14 protein-coding genes, 12 tRNA genes and 1 rRNA gene are annotated in these 20,233 nt (G+C 50.9%); 25 read left to right on the forward strand and 2 right to left on the reverse strand.

The features are described from left to right. From ACFVSO_RS04490 to ACFVSO_RS04535, 10 genes are all read left to right on the forward strand, one after another. Positions 1-95, forward strand: a 23S ribosomal RNA gene (locus tag ACFVSO_RS04490); the annotation flags it as partial. 191 nt (positions 96-286) lie between these two features. Beyond that, positions 287-362: transfer RNA gene (locus tag ACFVSO_RS04495), tRNA-Asn, on the forward strand. A gap of 5 nt (positions 363-367) precedes the next feature. Then, positions 368-443: transfer RNA gene (locus ACFVSO_RS04500), tRNA-Thr, on the forward strand. Between the two features lie 66 nt (positions 444-509). Then, a tRNA-Glu gene (locus ACFVSO_RS04505) sits at positions 510-584 on the forward strand. A gap of 4 nt (positions 585-588) precedes the next feature. Then, a tRNA-Val gene (locus ACFVSO_RS04510) sits at positions 589-664 on the forward strand. An 11-nt stretch (positions 665-675) separates the two neighbouring features. Next, positions 676-750, forward strand: a tRNA-Gln gene (locus ACFVSO_RS04515). Between the two features lie 9 nt (positions 751-759). Then, a tRNA-Lys gene (locus ACFVSO_RS04520) sits at positions 760-835 on the forward strand. 24 nt (positions 836-859) lie between these two features. Further along, positions 860-942, forward strand: a tRNA-Leu gene (locus ACFVSO_RS04525). Between the two features lie 313 nt (positions 943-1,255). Continuing rightward, positions 1,256-2,593, forward strand: a complete 1,338-nt coding sequence (locus ACFVSO_RS04530; protein ID WP_387470573.1) for a hemolysin family protein — start codon at positions 1,256-1,258, stop codon at positions 2,591-2,593. A 132-nt stretch (positions 2,594-2,725) separates the two neighbouring features. Further along, a tRNA-Leu gene (locus tag ACFVSO_RS04535) sits at positions 2,726-2,808 on the forward strand. Positions 2,809-2,862: 54 nt separating this feature from the next. Here the strand turns inward: ACFVSO_RS04535 and ACFVSO_RS04540 are convergent. Beyond that, positions 2,863-3,258: a DUF2203 domain-containing protein gene (locus tag ACFVSO_RS04540; protein WP_387470575.1), complete on the reverse strand. Its 396-nt coding sequence runs from the start codon at positions 3,256-3,258 to the stop codon at positions 2,863-2,865. Between the two features lie 226 nt (positions 3,259-3,484). Here ACFVSO_RS04540 and ACFVSO_RS04545 point away from each other — a divergent pair, with 226 nt between their 5' ends. The 12 genes from ACFVSO_RS04545 (at position 3,485) to glmM (ending at position 14,805) form a co-directional block, all read left to right on the forward strand. After that, on the forward strand, positions 3,485-4,342 hold the full coding sequence (locus ACFVSO_RS04545) for an ABC transporter ATP-binding protein (RefSeq protein WP_387470577.1): 858 nt from the start codon (positions 3,485-3,487) through the stop codon (positions 4,340-4,342). A gap of 187 nt (positions 4,343-4,529) precedes the next feature. After that, a tRNA-Gly gene (locus ACFVSO_RS04550) sits at positions 4,530-4,604 on the forward strand. Between the two features lie 8 nt (positions 4,605-4,612). Continuing rightward, a tRNA-Arg gene (locus ACFVSO_RS04555) sits at positions 4,613-4,689 on the forward strand. A gap of 26 nt (positions 4,690-4,715) precedes the next feature. After that, a tRNA-Pro gene (locus ACFVSO_RS04560) sits at positions 4,716-4,792 on the forward strand. An 11-nt stretch (positions 4,793-4,803) separates the two neighbouring features. After that, positions 4,804-4,877, forward strand: a tRNA-Gly gene (locus ACFVSO_RS04565). A gap of 263 nt (positions 4,878-5,140) precedes the next feature. After that, on the forward strand, positions 5,141-7,945 hold the full coding sequence (gene ppc, locus ACFVSO_RS04570) for a phosphoenolpyruvate carboxylase (protein ID WP_387470579.1): 2,805 nt from the start codon (positions 5,141-5,143) through the stop codon (positions 7,943-7,945). A gap of 169 nt (positions 7,946-8,114) precedes the next feature. Then, on the forward strand, positions 8,115-9,173 hold the full coding sequence (locus ACFVSO_RS04575; RefSeq protein ID WP_387470581.1) for a S1C family serine protease: 1,059 nt from the start codon (positions 8,115-8,117) through the stop codon (positions 9,171-9,173). A gap of 343 nt (positions 9,174-9,516) precedes the next feature. After that, a complete protein-coding gene (sigW, locus tag ACFVSO_RS04580; RefSeq protein WP_119802405.1) occupies positions 9,517-10,083 on the forward strand; it encodes an RNA polymerase sigma factor SigW in 567 nt (188 codons plus the stop codon). 185 nt (positions 10,084-10,268) lie between these two features. Next, positions 10,269-10,910, forward strand: a complete 642-nt coding sequence (locus tag ACFVSO_RS04585; RefSeq protein WP_387470584.1) for a zf-HC2 domain-containing protein — start codon at positions 10,269-10,271, stop codon at positions 10,908-10,910. A gap of 173 nt (positions 10,911-11,083) precedes the next feature. Then, entirely contained in the window at positions 11,084-11,917 is an 834-nt protein-coding gene (gene cdaA, locus ACFVSO_RS04590) for a diadenylate cyclase CdaA (protein WP_387470586.1), read from the forward strand. 1 nt (position 11,918) lies between these two features. Next, positions 11,919-13,400 (forward strand): CdaR family protein, encoded by a 1,482-nt coding sequence (locus tag ACFVSO_RS04595; protein ID WP_387470588.1) that lies wholly within the window; start codon positions 11,919-11,921, stop codon positions 13,398-13,400. A gap of 64 nt (positions 13,401-13,464) precedes the next feature. Next, positions 13,465-14,805 carry a phosphoglucosamine mutase gene (gene glmM, locus ACFVSO_RS04600; protein WP_387470590.1) on the forward strand — a complete coding sequence of 447 codons (1,341 nt, stop codon included), beginning with the start codon at positions 13,465-13,467 and terminating at the stop codon, positions 14,803-14,805. Between the two features lie 136 nt (positions 14,806-14,941). Here the strand turns inward: glmM and ACFVSO_RS04605 are convergent, their stop codons facing one another. Beyond that, positions 14,942-16,114 (reverse strand): NAD(P)/FAD-dependent oxidoreductase, encoded by a 1,173-nt coding sequence (locus ACFVSO_RS04605; protein ID WP_387470592.1) that lies wholly within the window; start codon positions 16,112-16,114, stop codon positions 14,942-14,944. 389 nt (positions 16,115-16,503) lie between these two features. On the opposite strand from ACFVSO_RS04605, the gene ACFVSO_RS04610 reads away from it, so the two are divergent. The 3 genes from ACFVSO_RS04610 to ACFVSO_RS04620 all read left to right on the forward strand — a co-directional run bounded on the left by ACFVSO_RS04610 (position 16,504) and on the right by ACFVSO_RS04620 (position 20,208). Next, positions 16,504-16,839, forward strand: a complete 336-nt coding sequence (locus ACFVSO_RS04610) for a hypothetical protein (protein WP_387470594.1) — start codon at positions 16,504-16,506, stop codon at positions 16,837-16,839. Between the two features lie 112 nt (positions 16,840-16,951). Beyond that, positions 16,952-18,784, forward strand: coding sequence for a glutamine--fructose-6-phosphate transaminase (isomerizing) (gene glmS, locus ACFVSO_RS04615; RefSeq protein ID WP_387470596.1), 1,833 nt, complete (start codon positions 16,952-16,954; stop codon positions 18,782-18,784). Positions 18,785-19,665: 881 nt separating this feature from the next. Continuing rightward, positions 19,666-20,208 carry a dihydrofolate reductase family protein gene (locus tag ACFVSO_RS04620; RefSeq protein ID WP_387470598.1) on the forward strand — a complete coding sequence of 181 codons (543 nt, stop codon included), beginning with the start codon at positions 19,666-19,668 and terminating at the stop codon, positions 20,206-20,208. Positions 20,209-20,233: the final 25 nt, after the last annotated feature.

Raw genomic sequence — 20,233 nt, forward strand, 5'->3', positions numbered from 1 at the left:
AAGACCCCTTGAAGACGACGAGGTTGATAGGTTCGGGGTGGAAGCACAGCAATGTGTGGAGCTGACGAATACTAATCGGTCGAGGGCTTATCCTAAACGCTTTCCGAAGGAAAGGCGGACATCGTAAGCATAGGCTTAGGGTGCGAGTCTGGAGATCGAGGAGCATGCTAAAGTACAATCAGCAATTACTTTCGTATCCAGTTTTCAAGGTGCAAAAACACTTTGAATTGTCTTGTCTTAAAGCAATTGAAGCTCTTGGACACATTTTTATGCGAATGTGCAATGTTCCCTGATAGCTCAGTTGGTAGAGCACTCGACTGTTAATCGAGTTGTCACAGGTTCGAGTCCTGTTCGGGGAGCCATACTTGCTCTCATAGCTCAGTAGGTAGAGTGCATCCATGGTAAGGATGAGGTCACCGGTTCGATCCCGGTTGAGAGCTCCAGATCTTCTTTGAGGATATCTGATATCATGCAGCGGACAAGCAATACTTAACGGTAATTATTATTTAGGCCCGTTGGTCAAGGGGTTAAGACACCTCCCTTTCACGGAGGTAACAGGGGTTCGAATCCCCTACGGGTCACCATCATGGAGGATTAGCTCAGCTGGGAGAGCATCTGCCTTACAAGCAGAGGGTCGGCGGTTCGATCCCGTCATCCTCCACCATACCGTAACGCTGGGGATTAGCCAAGCGGTAAGGCAACGGACTTTGACTCCGTCATTCTCAGGTTCGATCCCTGAATCCCCAGCCATTTTATTAAGAGCCATTAGCTCAGTTGGTAGAGCACCTGACTTTTAATCAGGGTGTCGTAGGTTCGAGTCCTACATGGCTCACCAGTTTATTTACCCGGAAAGACCCACGCGCGTATGGCGGAATTGGCAGACGCACTAGACTTAGGATCTAGCGGGCGACCGTGGGGGTTCAAGTCCCTCTACGCGCACCATCCATGAGAAAACCCTTCGAACAGAAGGGTTTTTTGCTGTTTGATACGTTTGAACGGGAAGTAGACAGGGTATAAAGCTGTATAGACGTGGAGGTGAGCGTCGTTTCGGAATGATGTAGTTCCCAGGAATTACATGAACAGGGCGATCTATAAGAGGTGGCAAGACAGCGAGAATTAACCGCTCTGAATATTAGCATAATAAAGCAGTGGAGAAGTCTGAAAATTATTGAAACGTGAAGTTCAGATCAACGTATAGCTATAGGGAAAGTATTTTAAATTACACGGAGGTGAATCCCTCAGCTGAGGGAACTAGTTGGACGTAGCCATAGTCATCAATTTGTTACTGGTATTATTATTAATTGTGTTTACTGCATTTTTTGTCGGATCGGAATTTGCCGTCGTTAAGGTCAGAATGTCACGTATTGATCAGTTGATTGCGGAAGGCAACAAGACAGCGCTCGCAGCGAAGAAGCTGGTATCGAACCTGGATTACTACTTGTCTGCCTGTCAGCTCGGTATTACCGTCACAGCACTGGGACTTGGTGCGCTAGGTGAACCGACGATTGAGAAGCTGCTACACCCGCTATTCCATGATTGGGGCGTTTCGGACGCTTGGGCAACACCGATCTCTTATGCATTAGCCTTGTCGTTAATGACATTCCTGCACGTTGTTTTTGGCGAACTTGCGCCTAAGACATTGGCAATCCAGTATGCAGAACGGATGACACTATTACTTGCCAGACCGCTCGTCTTGTTCGGTAAGATCCTGTTTCCATTGATTTGGTTGCTTAATGGATCTGCGCGTGTGTTTCTCCGCATCTTCGGCGTACAGCCTGCCGGTCACGAACAGGCCCACTCCGAGGAAGAGCTGAAGATCATTATGACGCAAAGTTTCCAAAGCGGCGAGATTAATCAGACAGAGCTTTCGTATATGCAAAACATCTTCGCTTTCGACCAACGCGTGGCGAAAGATGTAATGGTACCGCGACTTCAGGTCGTTGCCATTGACGAGAAGATGAGTAATGATGAGATATTGAGCATTATTGACGAGAATCGATATACGCGCTACCCTGTCACCCAGGATGGCGATAAGGATAAAATTATCGGATTTCTGAATGCGAAGGAATTGGTTACGAATCTGGTGTTGAATCGTCCAACGCCTCTGAAAGACTTGATTCACGATATGGAAGCGATCCATGAGACCGCGCCGCTGCAGGATGTTCTTCTGAAGATGCAGAAGCAAGGCGTTCATATCTCCCTCATCATCGATGAATACGGCGGTACAGCCGGTATTATCACGATGGAGGATATATTGGAGGAGATCGTTGGCGAGATCCGTGATGAGTTCGATGCGGATGAGAAGCCCGATATTATGAAAGTTTCCGACAATGAGTATGTGTTCAGCGGCAGGGTGCTGCTAAGTGACATTGAGGAACAATTCGGAATCAAGTTCGACAATGATTATAATGTTGACACCATTGGCGGCTGGCTACAAGTCCAGTTGATATCCTTCGATGAGGAACCGGTGCCGATCTATCACGGCAAGCACCAATGGAGTATTATCGAGATGGACAACCATCAGATTCTGCATGCTTCCCTTGTTTTGAATGCAAGATCGGAAGCAGAGGAAGAAGCGTCTAAAAGCGATTAAGCGCGATAACCAAGCCTATTCAAACTGATAATGGACTAGCCCGGCTTTCGATAGGAAGGCCGGGCTTTTTTGATCCAAACAGGTTGCAATTTGTTCGGAAATGGTGTATGATCTAATTCTAGAGTTACCCACGCGCGTATGGCGGAATTGGCAGACGCACTAGACTTAGGATCTAGCGGGCGACCGTGGGGGTTCAAGTCCCTCTACGCGCACCATACATGAGAAGACCCTTCGAGCAGAAGGGTCTTTTGTTTGTTATAGGGTTGCTTTTAAGCCTCAGGATGAGGTTTTCTTCCCATAAACCCCTCCGTCCAGCCGTGGTAATGCGTAATATGCGGCTCGCCCTCCTGCCAACAGAGCAGAATTTCCTCGCCGTCCAGAATAGCCGGGAAGTCGACCAGTCCGGGATGGATCATTTTGAGAAGCACACCCTTGCGGGAGAAGTTCTCCATATATAAGTTCAACTCTACTTGCATGAAATCCAGTCTGCTTTCCATTTCAAATAAATCATCGATCTGGCCATTCTGATCTATTGCTTTGACTTTGCGATAAGCGATGTAGTGATCCTCCAGCTCTTCTGCCATGCGTTGAAGCTGACGTAGCTCTTGCTTGATGGTAGGAAGCAGTGCGTTGGCTTCCTCGAGCGTATATCTTTTGTTCATCATGGTTCATCCACTCCCTTGCTCACAGTGTACTAAATCCGATGACCTCAGATCAAATCTATCAACCTTCCATTCCTAACGGATTCACTATATTTTCCTCCAGCGTGAAGGATGGATGAAGAATGTCATTGACATTTTGTCTGAGAACGATTATCATCAATAGTAATGATAATCGTTATCACTGAAAGATGCATGAGAGCTCAGTGATGGCGGAAGGAGCGTGCATGGCATGATTCGGTTAACGACTTCAGGACTTGATATTTCTTATGAGGAACGCAAGATCGTTCAAAATTTAAATATTTCTATTCCCCAAGGGAAGATTACAGCGCTTGTTGGCGCAAATGGCTCGGGGAAATCAACTATACTTAAGACAATGGCACGTATTATGAATCCTTCCAAGGGCAGCGTGCTATTGGACGGCAAATCTATCCATAAGCAATCGACCAAGGAAGTAGCGAAGCAGCTTGCTATTTTGCCTCAGAATCCTACAGCTCCAGACGGTCTCACGGTGTCTGAGCTGGTTGCTTACGGGCGTTTCCCGTACCAGAAGGGGTTTGGTTCGCTAAGCAAGGAAGACCGCGCAATCGTGAAGTGGGCGGTTGAAGCTACCGGCATGGCTGACTTTGCAGATCGTCCGGTTGACCAATTGTCCGGCGGTCAGCGCCAGCGTGCTTGGATTGCGATGGCTTTGGCGCAGGAGACCGATATTCTGTTCCTGGATGAGCCTACGACATTCTTGGATATGGCGCATCAGCTGGAGGTACTCCATCTGCTTCAGAAGCTTAATGAGATGAATAACCGGACCATTGTTATGGTTGTCCATGATTTGAATCATGCGGCTCGTTATGCCCATCATATGATTGCGATTAAGTCCGGGGAGGTCAAAGGCGAGGGATCTCCTGTCGAGGTTATTACACCCGAAATTATGCGCGAGGTATTCAATATTGAGGCCGATATCGTGCCGGACCCGCGCACAGGACTTCCGCTATGTCTTCCGTTCGCTCTGGCCGCACCGCCAGTGGCAGATCGTGTCATCAAGCAGGAGATCCGTGAAGAGCGGGAAGAGCTCACGGCAGCAGGCGCTTAGGCGAACCCGAATGGATTGTTTTTACATGCAATAATTGGATGATAAAGCCGTATTCCTTTGAGGAATGCGGCTTTTCTTGTACCAGCATATTTTTTTTGAAAAAGGAGTTGCAATTCATTTCGGAAGATGATATATTATTACTTGTCGCCGCGACGGTAATTGATGAAAGCGACGATACAACTAATGTGCGGAAGTGGCTCAGCGGTAGAGCATCGCCTTGCCAAGGCGAGGGTCGCGGGTTCGATTCCCGTCTTCCGCTCCATATTTTTTGCGGCCTTAGCTCAGCTGGATAGAGCGTTTGACTACGAATCAAAAGGTCAGGAGTTCGAATCTCTTAGGCCGCGCCATCTTTACTTAGAATGAATTAACATTTCGGGACGTAGCTCAGCTTGGTAGAGCACCTGGTTTGGGACCAGGGGGTCGCATGTTCAAATCGTGTCGTCCCGACCATCATTCTTTTTGCGGGTGTAGTTCAATGGTAGAACTTTAGCCTTCCAAGCTAATAGCGTGGGTTCGATTCCCATCACCCGCTCCAGTAATCACAACCGACTCCCTCTGCGATGCAGGGGGATTTTTTTATACTATTGCGCTTTTCTGTGGTAAATCATGAAAGTCGTCAGAATAAGGCGACAGATTACGCTGCGGGACTTCAACGGCGTGTCGTTTTGTAGTATGATAGTAGAAGTGATTACGCCATTAAAGTGAGAGTAACCTTCGAAGTTGAAATAGGCATGTGCGTATGGATTGAGCGGATGCTTTCAAAGTGGGTTTGCTGCACAGATTTGTAGGAGGAACGGTATGTCGGAACAATCTGTATCATCAACAGCGACTAGTCGAACACAAACGAATAATTTGCTCAGACGAGATGTACGTTTCCTGGGCAACATTCTTGGAGAGGTTCTCGTTCACCAAGGCGGACGCGAACTGCTTGAGATTGTTGAGCAAATTCGGGAACAAAGTAAAGCGCTTCGCGCGGAATTTATACCTGAACTGTTCGAGCAATTCAAGTCCACGGTATCTTCCCTAAGTCCGGAGATTCGGCATCAGGTCATTCGCGCTTTCGCGATTTACTTCCAGCTAGTTAACATTGCCGAACAGAACCACCGTATCAGAAGAAAGCGTGACTATGAAGTATCTGCGGGCGAGAGCGTGCAGCGCGGTTCCATCGAGAGCGCGATTCAGGATCTGAAGGAGCGCCAGATTGGCGTAGAGGATGTAAGCGACATTCTGAGCGGCATCTCTCTGGAGCTGGTCATGACGGCGCATCCGACGGAAGCAACACGCCGTGTGGTGCTTGATATTCACAAGCGCATTGCGGAGGACGTCATGCAATTGGACAATCCAACGCTGACCTTCCGCGAGCGCGAGAAGCTGAAGGAGAAGCTGCTTAATGAGGTTCTGACCTTGTGGCAGACGGATGAACTGCGCGACCGCAAGCCTACCGTTATCGATGAAGTGCGCAACGGCTTGTACTACTTTGACGAGACGCTATTCGAGGTGCTTCCAAGCGTGTACGAAGAGCTGGAGCGCTGCCTTAGCAAGTACTATCCGGAGAACCGCTGGCATGTGCCTGACTTCTTGCGGTTCGGCTCCTGGATCGGCGGAGACCGCGACGGGAATCCGTCCGTTACCGCCAAGGTGACATGGGAGACGCTTCAGCTGCACCGTCAGCTGGCGCTCAACAAGTATGAAGAAAAGCTGAATGATCTGACGGATCTGCTGAGCTTCAGCACGAACCTGGTGACGATTACGGACGAATTGCAGCAATCGATTCAGTCCGACCGCGAGCGTGTCGAGCTGAAGTGCGTAGACCCTTGGCGCATTGCTACAGAGCCGTACCGCATCAAGCTGGCCTACATGCTCGAGAAGCTGGCCAATACGCGCGATGAGTCGCTCAAGGGCACAGCAAACCGCTACAATCATCAGAGGGAGCTTCGTGAAGATCTGCTCGTGATTGACCGCAGCTTGCGTCATCACTATGCCGATTATGTGGCCGATACGGATCTGGCGAAGCTTGTCCGCCAGGTGGAGCTGTTCGGCTTCCATCTGATGGCGCTAGATGTTCGCCAGCATAGTCAAGAGCATGAGAACGCCATGGCTGAGATTCTGGCGAAGATGCATATCGTGGAGGATTACGCTTCCCTCTCGGAAGAGGAGAAGACGAAGCTGCTTCACCAGCTGCTGAATGATCCGCGTCCGCTGACATCAGGCTATCTGGATTATTCCGAATCCACTCGCGAGTGTCTGGATGTGTATCAGACGATCTTCCGGGCGCAACAGGAGTTCGGTGAGAACTGTATTACAAGCTATCTGATCAGTATGACGCAAGCCGCCAGCGATATGCTGGAGGTTATGGTATTCGCGAAGGAAGTTGGCTTGTTCCGTAAGGAAGCCGACGGTACGATCCGCTGCACGCTGCAATCCGTACCGCTCTTCGAGACGATCGACGATCTGCATGCCGCTCCTGGCATCATGAAGGAGCTGTTCGAGATTCCGGTCTACCGTAAAGCAGTCGAAGCAAGAGGCAACATGCATGAGATCATGCTCGGCTACTCCGACAGCAACAAGGACGGCGGCGTGGTTACAGCGAACTGGGAGCTGCGAGTAGCTCTCAAGGAAATTACGGCTGCGGGCAAAGAATACGACGTGAAGCTGAAGTTCTTCCATGGACGCGGCGGAGCGCTGGGTCGCGGCGGCATGCCGCTGAACCGCAGTATTCTGGCACAACCGCCTCATACAGTAGGCGGCGGCATTAAAATTACGGAGCAGGGTGAAGTATTGTCCTCCCGTTACTCGATGCAGGGCATCGCGTATCGAAGCCTGGAGCAGGCGACTTGGGCGCTGATTACTTCCGCGAGACTCGCGAAGTATCCGCAACAGGAGCCAGCAGCAGAAGCGGAGTGGGATGCGATTTCCCGTTCGATCTCGGAGACAGCGCTGAATAAGTATCAGGATCTGATCTTCCGTGACCCGGACTTCCTGACCTTCTTCAAGGAGTCTACACCGCTGCCTGAGGTTGGCGAGCTGAACATTGGCTCCCGTCCTTCGAAGCGCAAGAATAGTGACCGCTTTGAGGATCTGCGCGCGATTCCATGGGTATTCGCCTGGACGCAAAGCCGCTACTTGTTGCCGGCATGGTATGCAGCTGGTACGGCGCTGCAGCAATACGTCGGCGACGACGCAGAGAAGCTGACTACGCTGAAGACCATGTACGAGCAATTCCCGTTCTTCCGCTCGCTCATCGACAACTTGCAGATGGCGCTGGCGAAGGCTGATCTGGTTATCGCGAAGGAATATGCGAATATGATCAAGGAGCAAAGCATCCGCGATCGCATCTTCACGCAGATCGAAGCGGAATACGAGCTGACCTCCAACCTGATTCTGAGCATTACGGGCCAAGACGAGATTTTGGACAACGTACCGGTTATCCAAGAGTCGATCCGTCTCCGCAATCCGTATGTCGATCCGCTCAGCTACATGCAAGTGCAGCTGCTGACGGAGCTTCGCGACCTGCGCGCGAACGATGAAGACGATCAAGAGCTGCTGCGTGAAGTGCTGCTCACCATCAACGGCATTGCAGCCGGCCTTCGCAATACGGGCTAATGTCTATATAGCTAGTTCCAACCTCCTCTCCGGTTCGGTACCGGGGGGGAGGTTTTTTTGGTGCACGGATATATTTATGTAGCTTTTAGTCCCTCTTAAGATTGGTTTAAGGTGCATCCCTCATGATAGTCCTATGAAGCTCAACAGTTCATGAGAGAGGATGACGAATATGAACGAAGAGAACAATTACAACAAGCAGGCAAGCGGTTATGATGCGGATACGGATACGGGAAGACAATTGGCTGCCCCTCAATTCGAAGCTTACTATAGGGAAGTGAATCAAGGCCGGCCTAGCCGAAAAAAGAAGAAGAATGCGGCGCTTCCGCTATTTGCGGCGTTTCTGACAGGCGCACTGGTTATTGGCGGCTTTACGTACACAGCGGATAAGAACAACTTGTTTACGGGCGGCTTGCTGGGCGGGAGCGGCACAGCCGGTATGCAGGTGAGTGGAGGAAATGGACAAGATGCGGGGCTCACTACCGCGTCTATGAATACGAAAGACGATATGGCAGCCATCTATGAGCAGGCTAGTCCGGCCGTGGTGAAGATCGAGAACTACGGCAAGGGACAGCAGCAAGGCGGCATGGCGATGGACCCGTGGCTGGAGCAGTTTTTTCGCGGACAAGGCTCTCCTGATCGAAATGGCAATTCAGCAGCTCCACAGAATGAGCAAGGGTCTCTGGTGCTGAGCGGCTCCGGTACCGGCTTTTTCTTCGATAAGGAAGGGCTGATCTTAACCAATGAGCATGTTGTCTCCGGCGCATCTGAAGTGAAGGTGCAGGTACAGGGATATGACGAACCGCTCACGGCGGAAGTGCTGGGGACCAGCTATGACCTGGACTTGGCGGTGCTGAAGGTGAAGCATCCCACTGGCGAGACATTCCCGGCCCTGAAGCTGGGAGACTCCAATGAGACGCGAATCGGCGACTGGGTGCTGGCAATCGGCAATCCATACGGATTCGACCATACGCTGACAATGGGCGTGCTAAGCGCAAAGGAACGTCCGATCACGATACAGGACGAGCAGGGAGAGCATACGTATGAGCATCTGCTTCAGACGGACGCATCGATTAACCCCGGCAACTCTGGCGGCCCGCTGCTGAATGCGAAGGGCGAGGTAATCGGCATGAACACAGCGGTGAACGCTGAGGCGCAAGGCATCGGCTTTGCGATTCCAACAACGACGATTCTGGATGTGCTGGAGAAGCTGAAGACGAATACCTTGTAAGGCAATGAGAGAGGGCGCTGCAGCGGCGAGCTGATTAGTGCCCTCTTTTTCTTATGATCGACTTCCTGTATAGTTAGATATTACCACCCTGAAAAGAAGAGGGTGACCGTGTTCCCTTGTCAAACTCGATAATCCGGTCTAATCGGACTATTCGCTTACGTATTGGTCTTGCATTTTGGGTTCATGTCGATTACCATTTTTCTAGAAGGATTCTTATTGCATGTCCCTTGTAAGTGGTTACCGATTGAAATAGATGATACATGGGTGGTAGAGGTATCGTTTCAGGCGTCCGCTCTTATGGCGGTCGGAATGGACGATCGTAACGTTTGGAGGAAATGACAAGGTGAACGTGTTGGAGAATAGGCTTGCGAGGCTCGCGCTGAAGGGCGACCAGCAAGCGTTCGCTGAGCTTGTGGACCTATATCAGGACAAGCTCTATCATATGGCTTACCGTATGCTGAACAACAGGCAAGAAGCCGAGGATGTCGTTCAGGATACCTTTTTGCGCGTTTATAAAAACCTGGAGAGGTTTGATGAGACGCTGAAGTTTTCAACCTGGATTTATCGGATCGCTACGAATTTATGCATTGACCGTCTTCGCAAGCGGAAGCCTACTTACTCGCTGGATGCTGAATCGCAGGAGTATGACGGCCTCGATGGTTATTCCATGATTCCAAGCGATAACCGGACGCCGGAGTCGGAGCTGATCCTGTCCGATACGCAGCGGATTATCCATCAGGCGATGGAATCGCTGCCGCCGAAGTACAAATCCGTTATGATGCTGAGATATATACAGGATCTATCGCTGCAGGAAGTGGGCGATATTCTCGATATGCCGGTTACAACGATCAAAACCCGCGTTCATAGAGGCCGAGAATTTCTTCGCAAAAAGCTGGAGCATCGATTATAAGCTGAAGCATTTTTATTTTTTTGAAACATCCCTCTCTCTGATACGTATCCTATAACGAGATCATGCTTAGCCTCAGGGAAACTGGGGGGAGCAGTATCATTAGGGCGTAAGCAGGTAATTAAACTTCCCGACCGAAGCGGGATGACATTCGCATAATCGAGCAATTGAAGAAAGGAATGGCTGCTATGGAATGCAAAGTCGCCATCGTCAAAATCCACGACTATTTGGACGGCGAGCTGCCACGTGATGAAATAACTGAATTAAAAACGCATTTGAAGTCGTGTTCCGCTTGCAGCGAGCGGCTCGAACAGCTGGAGAAGGCCGATGCAGCGGCATTCGCTGCCTGGGAATCGGTCAAGCCGGCTTCGCAGCTCGACAGTTCCGCATCAGCTGATCTGAAGAATCGCATTATGGCGCAGTTGCCGAAGCCGAAGAGCAACGAGCGCAATCGCTTCATGCGCATCCTGTACCGTTATCCGGGACTGACCGCTGCGGCTGTATTTTTGCTGGTCATGCTGGGCAGCTTCTTCTCCTCCTGGGATCAGGACGCCAAGATGGTCGTATCTGGCGAAGACTTGCAGCATGTCGTCATTAACGGCAATACGGTGATTGTACCGGAGGGTGTGAAGGTGACGGGCAATCTGACTGTTGAGAATGGCAGGGTGGAAGTGCAGGGCTCTGTTGACGGCAATGTGACCGTGATCGACGGCTCCATGGTACTCGCTTCGACCGGACATATCGCGGGACAAAGCCGCACAATTGACCAGGCGTTAGACTGGTTTTGGTATAAGGTTACGTCCGCTTTCGGCGGTGTAATTCCTCATTGACAAGCATAGCGGCTTCCCTTTTGTACAAGGGAAGCTTTTTTTCTACAACGTTTTTGAAAAGATTTCTGAAAATAATTTTAAAATAAAGGATTTCCAATCCCCGATATAGAAAACAATAAAGTTGAAACGCGATTATAGACATACTGATGTGGTCTGCAGTTGGGGGTTGGCGTATGAGCTACTTGACAGATTCGACATGGCAGGATTGGCTGAAGGATATTATCGATGTCGGCATCGTTAGCTATATTATTTATAAATTGATATTGCTCGTTCGCGGTACGCGGGCGGTGCAGCTTCTGAAGGGCATATTCGTCCTTGTTGCGACATGGGCGATCAGTACGTGGTTCAATCTGTACACGCTGAAGTGGCTGATGAACCAGATGTTCACATGGGGGATTATTACCGTCGTTATCATCTTCCAGCCGGAGCTGAGGCGGGCGCTGGAGCAGCTTGGACGGGGTAATCTGTTCTCCCGGACCTCTTCGCTGGAGCGAAATGCGCTTAGCGAGCAATTGGAAGAGGTTATCCGGGCTGTGCAGCATATGTCGAAGCGGAAGATCGGCGCGCTGATCGTCTTCGAACGGAAGACGGGGGTGACGGAGCTGATCGAGTCGGGCATCCCGATGGAATCACGCATTACGTCGGAGCTCCTCATGAATATCTTTACACCGAATTCTCCGCTGCATGACGGAGCCGTCATCATTCGGGGCAATCAGATTATGGCGGCGGGCTGTTATTTGCCGCTGTCGGAGAATCCTTTTATCAGCAAAGAGCTTGGCACGAGGCATCGCGCCGCCATCGGAGTCAGCGAGGTGAGCGATGCGCTGTCCGTTACCGTATCAGAGGAAACGGGACAAGTCTCACTTTCGATTAACGGTATGATCGTCCGGGATATCAACGAAGAATCGCTTATCTCCAAGCTGTTCGAAGAATTGACGACGAATACGAACGGCAAGGACAAGGAGAAGCGCGGCTTCGCCGCGTTATGGAAGCGGAAGGGAGAATGACATGGATAAATGGCTAAGTCATCCTACTGCGCTGAAAATCATCTCTGTATTGTTAGGGATACTGTTGTTCGCAGTTGTACATATAGACCCGGAGACATCGCCTCAGTCGATAACCTCCAGCATCGATACGAAGATTATCGAAGCGGCTACGATCGTTCCCATTGGTCTGGATGAGGAGAAGTACGTGCTCACGGCTATGGAACCGACTGTAGCCAGACTCGTAGTAGAGGGGAAGATATCGAACCTGCGCGCAGCGACGAACGCGGATTATGTCGTCAATATTGACTTGTCCGGCGTGACGAAGCCGGGACTTCAGGAGCTGCCGCTGACGATCAAGCTGCCACGGGGGATCAAGGAAGTGGAGCTGTCGCCTAGACGGGTCATGGTGCAGATTGAGGAGATCGTGACCAAAACCTTTGATGCTCAGGTGATGATAGAAGGGGATCACGCAGCAGGGTTTGTGCTGGGCGAACCGGAGATCATGTCGGAGGGCGGTCGCGCCGTCCAGGTGACGCTGCCAAGGGATGATATGGATAAGGTAGGCCTTGTGGCGGCATCGCTGGATGTGTCTGGCTCGGATAAAACCGTCGTGAACAAAAAAGCGAAGCTTGTCGTCTATGACAAGGAAGGCCAAGAAATCCCGAACGCTATCGTACAGCCTTCTACCCTTCATGTGGAGGTAAAGGTGACGCTGCCATTCAAGCAGGTTCCGTTGCAGCTGCGGTATTCAGGAGAGCTGACAGAAGGGATGAGTCTGGTATCGGTGAAGCCGAGTGTGGATTTCGTAACGGTCTATGCGCCTCAAGAGGAGCTGGATGCGATCTCGATCTATGACGGTGCAGTGCTGGATCTGACGAAAGTGAAGCAATCGGGAACGATTAAGGTGAAGGCGCCGCCAGTCGATCATATTCAGGCGGTCAATCCGGGAGAGATTGATCTGGATATCGTCGTCGAAGTAGCCACGACCCGGAAGCTGTCCAATGTGCCGATTACGATAACAGGAACGGAACCGGGCCTGACAACCCAGATCATAACGCCTGCGAGCGGTACGCTGGATCTGGAGATTAGCGGGGCGGAAGCCGTGCTTGCGGATGTTGCTTTGGATGATGTCGCTATAGTCGCGAAGGTCGCCGGTCTGGAACCGGGGACGCATACGGTCGCACTGGAGCTTGAGCTTCCTCCATATGTACAGCCTGTTCTGGCGGACGGGCAATCGCTTAGCGCTACGATCGAGATAATCGATACGACGGCGTCGAATGGCGGCGAGGAACCGGAGGATATCGAGGTTGGCGGTACGCCGACCAATCCGCCAGAAGAGGGCCAGGAAGGCGGTAGTCCGGGCAATAACGGAAGTGGGGCTGGCAATGCCAATGCTCGTTCAGGAGGCGCGGACACAGACATTCAGTACGCGCTGGTGGACGCAAAGCGTCGATCTCCGTCGAATACTTTGATATTATGGGAAAAAGAGGGCGCAACCATATAGCTGGTTCATACGTTATTCGTAAGAAGGTTCGCAACAATATTGGGGATAGAGGGGAAACATTCAAATGGGGAAATATTTCGGAACGGACGGCGTGCGTGGCGTTGCCAACGTAGAGCTTACGCCTGAGCTGGCTTATAAGATCGGACGCTGCGGTGGCTACGTCCTGACAAGAGACGCGAATCAGCCGAAAGTTGTCATCGGTCTGGATACCCGCATCTCGGGTCCAATGCTGGAAGCGGCGCTTATCGCCGGACTGCTGTCGATTGGTGCTAGTGTCGTGCGGCTGGGCGTTGTATCTACGCCTGCTGTTGCTTATTTGACAAAGGAACTGGGTGCGGATGCCGGCGTCATGATTTCCGCTTCGCATAACCCTGTAGAAGATAACGGCATTAAATTTATCGCGGGCGACGGCTTCAAGCTATCCGATGAGACAGAGCTGGAGATTGAGGCATTGCTCGACGCGGAGAAGGACGAGCTTCCTCGACCTGTCGGCGGAGACATCGGCACGGTGACTATCGATGAGGATGCAAAGCAGCGTTATCTGGAATTCCTGAAGACGACCGTGAAGGGCGACTTCTCTGGTCTCAAAATCGTGCTGGACTGTGCGAACGGATCTGCTTATGAGCTTGCTCCGGCAATCTTCCGCGAGCTTGGCGCAGACGTGACGACGGTAGGCGCAGAGCCGGACGGCCGCAATATTAATGCAGGCGTCGGTTCGACGCATCCGGAATATTTGCGCGAGAAGGTATTGGAGCACGGGGCTGATCTCGGACTTAGCTTCGACGGCGATGCCGATCGCCTCATCGCCATTGACGGGAAGGGCGAGGAAGTCGACGGCGACTACATCCTCTGTATCGTTGGCGACCGCTTGAAGCGGGAAGGCAAGCTGGCTCAGGATACGATCGTTACGACCGTTATGGCGAACATCGGCTTCTTCAAAGGTACAGAGAGTATTGGTCTGAAGACAGCGAAGACGGCTGTCGGCGACCGTTATGTCATGGAAGAGATGCGCCGCGGCGGCTACAACCTGGGCGGCGAGCAATCTGGACATGTTATCTTCCTGGACTACATTACGACAGGCGATGGCATTCTGACGGCTCTGCAGCTGGTAGAGACGGTTGCTGCCTCCGGCAAGAAGCTTGGCGAGCTTAAGGGCCTGATGCGCAAGTTCCCGCAGCAGCTGGTGAACGTGCGTGTAGCCGACAAGAGCTTGTACAACGGCAACACCGCGATTGAAGAAGCGGTGAAGCAAGTGGAAGCAGAGCTGGGCGACAATGGCCGCGTGCTTGTGCGTCCATCCGGTACAGAATCGCTGATTCGTGTCATGGCTGAAGGACCGGACAAGGATCAGGTCGAAGCCTATGTGGATCAGATCGCTAATGTGGTGAAACGTGAACTAGGTTAAGGATATAGTCATACGAAAAGGACAGCAGAGTGAAGCGTAAGGCTTCGCTCTGCTGTCCTTTGTTGCGTTTCTTTTGGAATAGAGAGAGGGGGAGCTGTAGGAAGGTATTATCCTGCTGCTGCATGACGAACGATGCTTAATGCAAATAAGCCTGTAGACCGCGGATATGGGTCAAGTACTTGGCTTTGCTGGCTTCCTTCATCAGGGAAGCGGGAAGGCCTTTGAGCGGCCTGTCGTTTTTACCTAGAGCGGCCACAGCGTCCTTCCGGCCCAGACTGGCCAGCTTGCCGTAGATGACTGGCTTGAAGGGCTGAAGCGGCATGCCGTTCATGATGGCGTACAGGTTATAACCGACCGCCTCTCCCATCTGCCAGGCGAGCTGGGCGGATGGCGGCAGCGGTAACCCGTTATCCTGGTAGCAGATGGCGCTGTCACCCGCAACGAAGACATCCTTGTGCGATTCGGATTGCAAGCAGGCATTGACGATGGCGCGACCGCGCAGCGTCTCTAGATTGGAGGCCGCTACAATGGGATTGCCCTGCACGCCGCCGGTCCAGATCAAGGTATGAGTCGGAATGGACTGACCATCCTTCAGCAGGACGACAGGATAGTCATAAGCCGCAATAGGCACGCCGACGATGAACTGGACACCGCGCCGCTCTAAGCTGGACTTGGCTCTGGACGCCAATTCGGCAGGGAAGCCCGGCAGAATGGAAGGGGAGGCTTCGATGCCATACAACTCAACCTCCTCACGCTGTAACTGATAGTCCGCGCACCACTTGGGCAGCATGTCGGCAAGCTCGCCGATCATCTCAATGCCGCTCAGACCGCCCCCTCCTACGACGATGGTTGCATCAGCCTGATGGCGGGACTTCTTGAAGCGCATCAAGGATTCTCTAACATGTGCGTTAATCCGGTTAGCCTCATGAATCGACTTCAGCGGCAGGCTGTGCTTCTCAAGCCCCGGGATGTCGTAATATGCCGTCTGGCTTCCCATCGCGATCACGAGATAATCATAGCTGTAGTCTCCGCCGCTCGTTCGAACTTCGCGTTGCTCGTTGTCGATGCCGGTGACTTCTTCGGTCACAAGCTGAACCCGCTTGCCCTTCAGGAGCTTGGTAAGCGACAGAGCAACCGCTTGCTCCGGCAGATTGCCCGCTGCGAGCCGATGAAGCTCCGTAATAAGTTGATGGGTAGACGTGCGGTTGATCAGTGTGACGACAGCTTCATTGTCGTAGACAAACTTTCGTACCGTGAGCGCACACAGCAATCCTGCGTATCCTCCGCCTAAAATGACAATTTGCTTCAAGCGATCATCTCCTTCATCGAATGGGGAATCGAGGCTTTTATGGTTGTTTTGAGAAAAAAATCACAAACTCTAAGTTGTGAAAGAAAACAAATGGATTGCAGGTTGTACTCGGATAATAATGGTTAATCGGATTAATTGAGAAAATATTCACAAAGTAGATGGCGTGTTAGCTTCAGAGTAAGAATGCGTGACTTTATATAATGTGATTATTTTCACAACCTATTTTAATCAAATAGTAGCACAGAAAAGACGGAATTGACAATACCTGTTATTAAAAATGGATACTGCGTCGATGGAACGATGTTTTCAGAAAATGGTTGCGCGAGTTCCGTAAAATGAATATGATAGGTAGTATGATTCAAGAAGGAAAGCGAGGATAGTGGTTGTACGTGATTCACAAGCGCCAGAGCTTTGGTGATGGATGGGGATGCGGCCCTGAGATGGAGCTGCGGAGTACCATTCATACGGAAGCTGACGAGGTGAGGGTGTTCGAAGTATTCGGCGGGGACCTTCCGGTATATAGCAAGCCAACCGTAAGCCGTAACGCAAAGCGATCGGGCGACCGATCGTACAAACGTGCGGCAGGCTGCTGCAAATTTTGCTCCCATATGTCTGCGATGCCGCCTGTGGGGCTGGCTCGGGCAGGAGAGTTACACGTTTTTTCGATAGACTATATTGGACGTTCAGGGAAGACAGGCGCTTTAGTGATGGTGGCCTCTCTTTGAGCACGGACTTATAAGAATGAATATGTGACAACTTCATAGATGCCTTTGGCTGCACATAGGCAGGCAATCGTTGGACGGGGGAAATATACCGATAACGGAGGTCTATTAAATTATGTGTGGTATCGTAGGATATATTGGTAAACGCGGCTCTCAGGATATTTTGCTGGAAGGTTTGAAGAAGCTGGAGTATCGGGGGTACGACTCTGCCGGGATTGCCGTCTTCACGTCGAATGGGCTCGAGATCAAGAAGTCGAAGGGGCGTCTGGCTGTACTTGAAGATAAGCTGAAGGGTGAGCCGCTGGAAGGCTCTGTCGGCATCGGGCATACGCGCTGGGCGACACATGGCAAGCCATCGGACGTCAATTCCCATCCGCATACGGATAATTCCGCCAAGTTTTCGGTCGTGCATAACGGCATTGTCGAAAACTATCTGGACCTGAAGGATGAGCTGATCGCGAAAGGCCACGTATTCGTGTCGGAGACGGATACGGAGGTCATCTCGCACCTTGTCGCTGATGAATACGACGGCAATATTGTCGAAGCGGTACAGCGCGCGGTAGCACGGATGCGCGGCGCTTTCGCACTTGGCGTATTGACGGAATATGAGCCGGAGAGGCTTGTTGCGGTACGCTTCGCAAGCCCGCTCGTCATTGGTGTTGGCGAAGGCGAGAACTTTATCGGCTCGGATATTCCCGCAATATTGGAGCATACGCGGAATGTGTATATATTGAACGACGGCGAAATGGCCGTACTGACACGGAGTGGTGTCGAACTGATGACGACCGGCGGCGAAACTATTTCCAAGGAAATATTTCATGTCGACTGGGATATTGTTACAGCGGAGAAAGCCGGATTCGATCATTTCATGTTGAAGGAAATCCACGAACAACCGAAAGCATACCGCGACACGATGCGCGGCAGAATCTCGGATGATGGAAAGTCTGTCCAGTTAAAAGAGCTAACAATGTCGGAAGACTACATTCGCTCGATTCGCAAGGTGCATATTGTCGCTTGCGGCACAGCGTATCATGCCGGACTTGTCGGCAAGTCGGTTATCGAGTCGCTCGTGCGCATTCCGGTGGAGACGGATGTCGCTTCTGAATACCGCTATCGCTCGCCAATCATTACGCCAGATACGCTTGTCATTGTCGTCAGCCAATCGGGTGAGACAGCAGATACGCTTGCTGCGCTGCGTGAAGCCAGAAGTAATGGCGCCAGAGTGCTGGCGATTACGAACGTTGTCGGCAGCTCCGTCGCCCGCGAGGCGGATGATGTCATCATCACCTGGGCTGGCCCAGAGATTGCGGTCGCCTCGACTAAAGCGTATACGTCGCAATTGATCGCATTCTACCTGTTCGGCCTGCATCTGGCAGGAGTATTGGGCTCGCAGGAGCGGGCAACGGTGGAAGAGCTAATCGCTGGGCTTCATGCGCTGCCAGAGCAAGTGGAGCAGATCCTGGAGCAGACACCGGTGCTGAAGCAGGTAGCGGAGTCAATCTCCCATCACAGAAGCCTGTTCTTCATCGGCCGCGGGGTCGACTACGCAGTCGCACAGGAGGGTTCGCTGAAGCTGAAGGAGATCTCGTATATTCACTCTGAGGCGTACGCAGCCGGCGAGCTGAAGCATGGCACGCTTGCTCTTGTCGAAGAAGGCGTACCGGTCATCGCGCTTGTCACGCAAGAAGCGCTATACGAGAAAACGCTTAGCAACATTAAGGAAGTGAAGGCGCGCGGCGCGCATGTGCTGGCCGTGGCAAATAGCGGCTCCGAGCACGAGATCGCGAAGTCCGTCGACGAGACCTTCGTCATCCCGCGGACGCTTCCTCTGCTTACGCCAGCGCTTGCTGTCGTACCTCTGCAATTGCTGTCCTATTACGCCTCCCTGGCGCTAGGCCATGACGTAGATAAGCCAAGGAATTTGGCGAAGAGCGTGACGGTGGAGTAGGGGAAAGAGTAACATCTGCCGTTTTGTTTGGTGAAATAAAAGTGTGGAGCCAGTAAAGAAAGTCTGGAACCAGTTAAAAAGCACTGGAACCAGTAAAAAATGTAGGGAACCAGTAAGTTCAAGGTTGTTCTAGAGCTGAGGCTCAGAGCAACCTTGTTTTTTTATTTAGGATATCTTCCCTCTTAACTTTAACCACAAAAACAGGCAAGCTATCTGGTGCTGATTACAGTGAGATACCTTTCTGATGCGATAAACATAGAAACTAAGGTCGGACCATAGTATTAGTTTAATGAATGCTTCGAGGCTTATAAAGGGCGTCAAATCGATATATCACCCTAAAGTAGACTCCGCTGATTCTTTAAGCTAACAGGAAGAGGAGTTCCAATATGTATTAAAATAGTTGCTGTAATGTCAATAAATTCACATGGGCTAACCTCAGGTGATTTTAGTGAATCTAACCCACAATTTTTTTCTTATTTATAGCGATTTTGATTTGAATGATAGATATGAATTATTTGATGAAGCGTCTGACACAATAAGGTTTAGAGGGAAAACAGTTTGGAAAGAAGAGAAGGATGGAGAAAGTTACTGGGAGCAACAGAGAATTTGGATGAAGCATGAAACACTGAGAAATGAGTTGGGAAGATTGATTAACTTAGTTGTAAAAGCAAAGACAATAACCAGATACTTATTCACTTCGGAATCTAAATACAACCGATTGCGAATTTGTTAGATGAAAATATAGTATTAGACTGAAAAATAAAGTGTTAGACTAGGAAAATAAATTATTAGACTGGCTCCGTTGGTTCAGTGTCAGAAAAAAAATTAAAGTGCTATATAAGATGACTGTCCAGATACTAAGAGATAAAGGAGATATAATAATGGCAAAAGTTATTATTCACGCAACAACAACACTAGATGGATACATGGCCGACAAAGACGGTGGTATCGATTGGATGTTCGGTTTTGAAGCTACGGACCAAGATTATGCAGTTGTCAATAAAGTCATGGAGGAAATAGGCGCCGTAGTTGGTGGCGCCAACAAAACGAACACGATTGAAGAAGGGGAGATACCGTACGGTGGTATGTTGAAAATTCCAATATACCTCATGACCCACGAAGCCCATGAACTGGTTGAAAAAGATGGTATTACCTATAGTTTCGTCGTTAACGATATTAGGCAAGCCGTTGAGGCTGCCAAAGCAAGCGCTGGCGATAAAAGTGTCGCACTTTTGGGTGGCAGCATCTCCCGGCAATGCCTCAAACTTGGACTAGTGGATGAAATCGTATTAGATGTAGTACCCCTGCTGCTGGGTGACGGTATTTCATTATTTGGCGGGCTCGGAGAGCGTATTAAGTTGGAGCGGATAGAAACATCGGCCTTTGCGAGTGAGACCCACCTACGGTACCGGGTTGTAAAGTAACGTATCATTGCTAGGTTTTATCTTC

It is taken from the genome of Paenibacillus sp. NPDC057967, assembly GCF_042887015.1.
GTDB lineage: Bacteria > Bacillota > Bacilli > Paenibacillales > Paenibacillaceae > Pristimantibacillus.

What these genes read in the sequence shown, in the direction of transcription:
- ACFVSO_RS04595 (WP_387470588.1), top strand. Translation starts at nt 11,919, where the DNA reads ATGGATAAATGGCTAAGTCATCCTACTGCGCTGAAAATCATCTCTGTA.
- ACFVSO_RS04575 (WP_387470581.1), top strand. Translation starts at nt 8,115, where the DNA reads ATGAACGAAGAGAACAATTACAACAAGCAGGCAAGCGGTTATGATGCG.
- ppc (WP_387470579.1), top strand. Translation starts at nt 5,141, where the DNA reads ATGTCGGAACAATCTGTATCATCAACAGCGACTAGTCGAACACAAACG.
- ACFVSO_RS04585 (WP_387470584.1), top strand. Translation starts at nt 10,269, where the DNA reads ATGGAATGCAAAGTCGCCATCGTCAAAATCCACGACTATTTGGACGGC.
- ACFVSO_RS04540 (WP_387470575.1), bottom strand. Translation starts at nt 3,258, where the DNA reads ATGATGAACAAAAGATATACGCTCGAGGAAGCCAACGCACTGCTTCCT.
- ACFVSO_RS04545 (WP_387470577.1), top strand. Translation starts at nt 3,485, where the DNA reads ATGATTCGGTTAACGACTTCAGGACTTGATATTTCTTATGAGGAACGC.
- glmM (WP_387470590.1), top strand. Translation starts at nt 13,465, where the DNA reads ATGGGGAAATATTTCGGAACGGACGGCGTGCGTGGCGTTGCCAACGTA.
- glmS (WP_387470596.1), top strand. Translation starts at nt 16,952, where the DNA reads ATGTGTGGTATCGTAGGATATATTGGTAAACGCGGCTCTCAGGATATT.
- cdaA (WP_387470586.1), top strand. Translation starts at nt 11,084, where the DNA reads ATGAGCTACTTGACAGATTCGACATGGCAGGATTGGCTGAAGGATATT.
- ACFVSO_RS04620 (WP_387470598.1), top strand. Translation starts at nt 19,666, where the DNA reads ATGGCAAAAGTTATTATTCACGCAACAACAACACTAGATGGATACATG.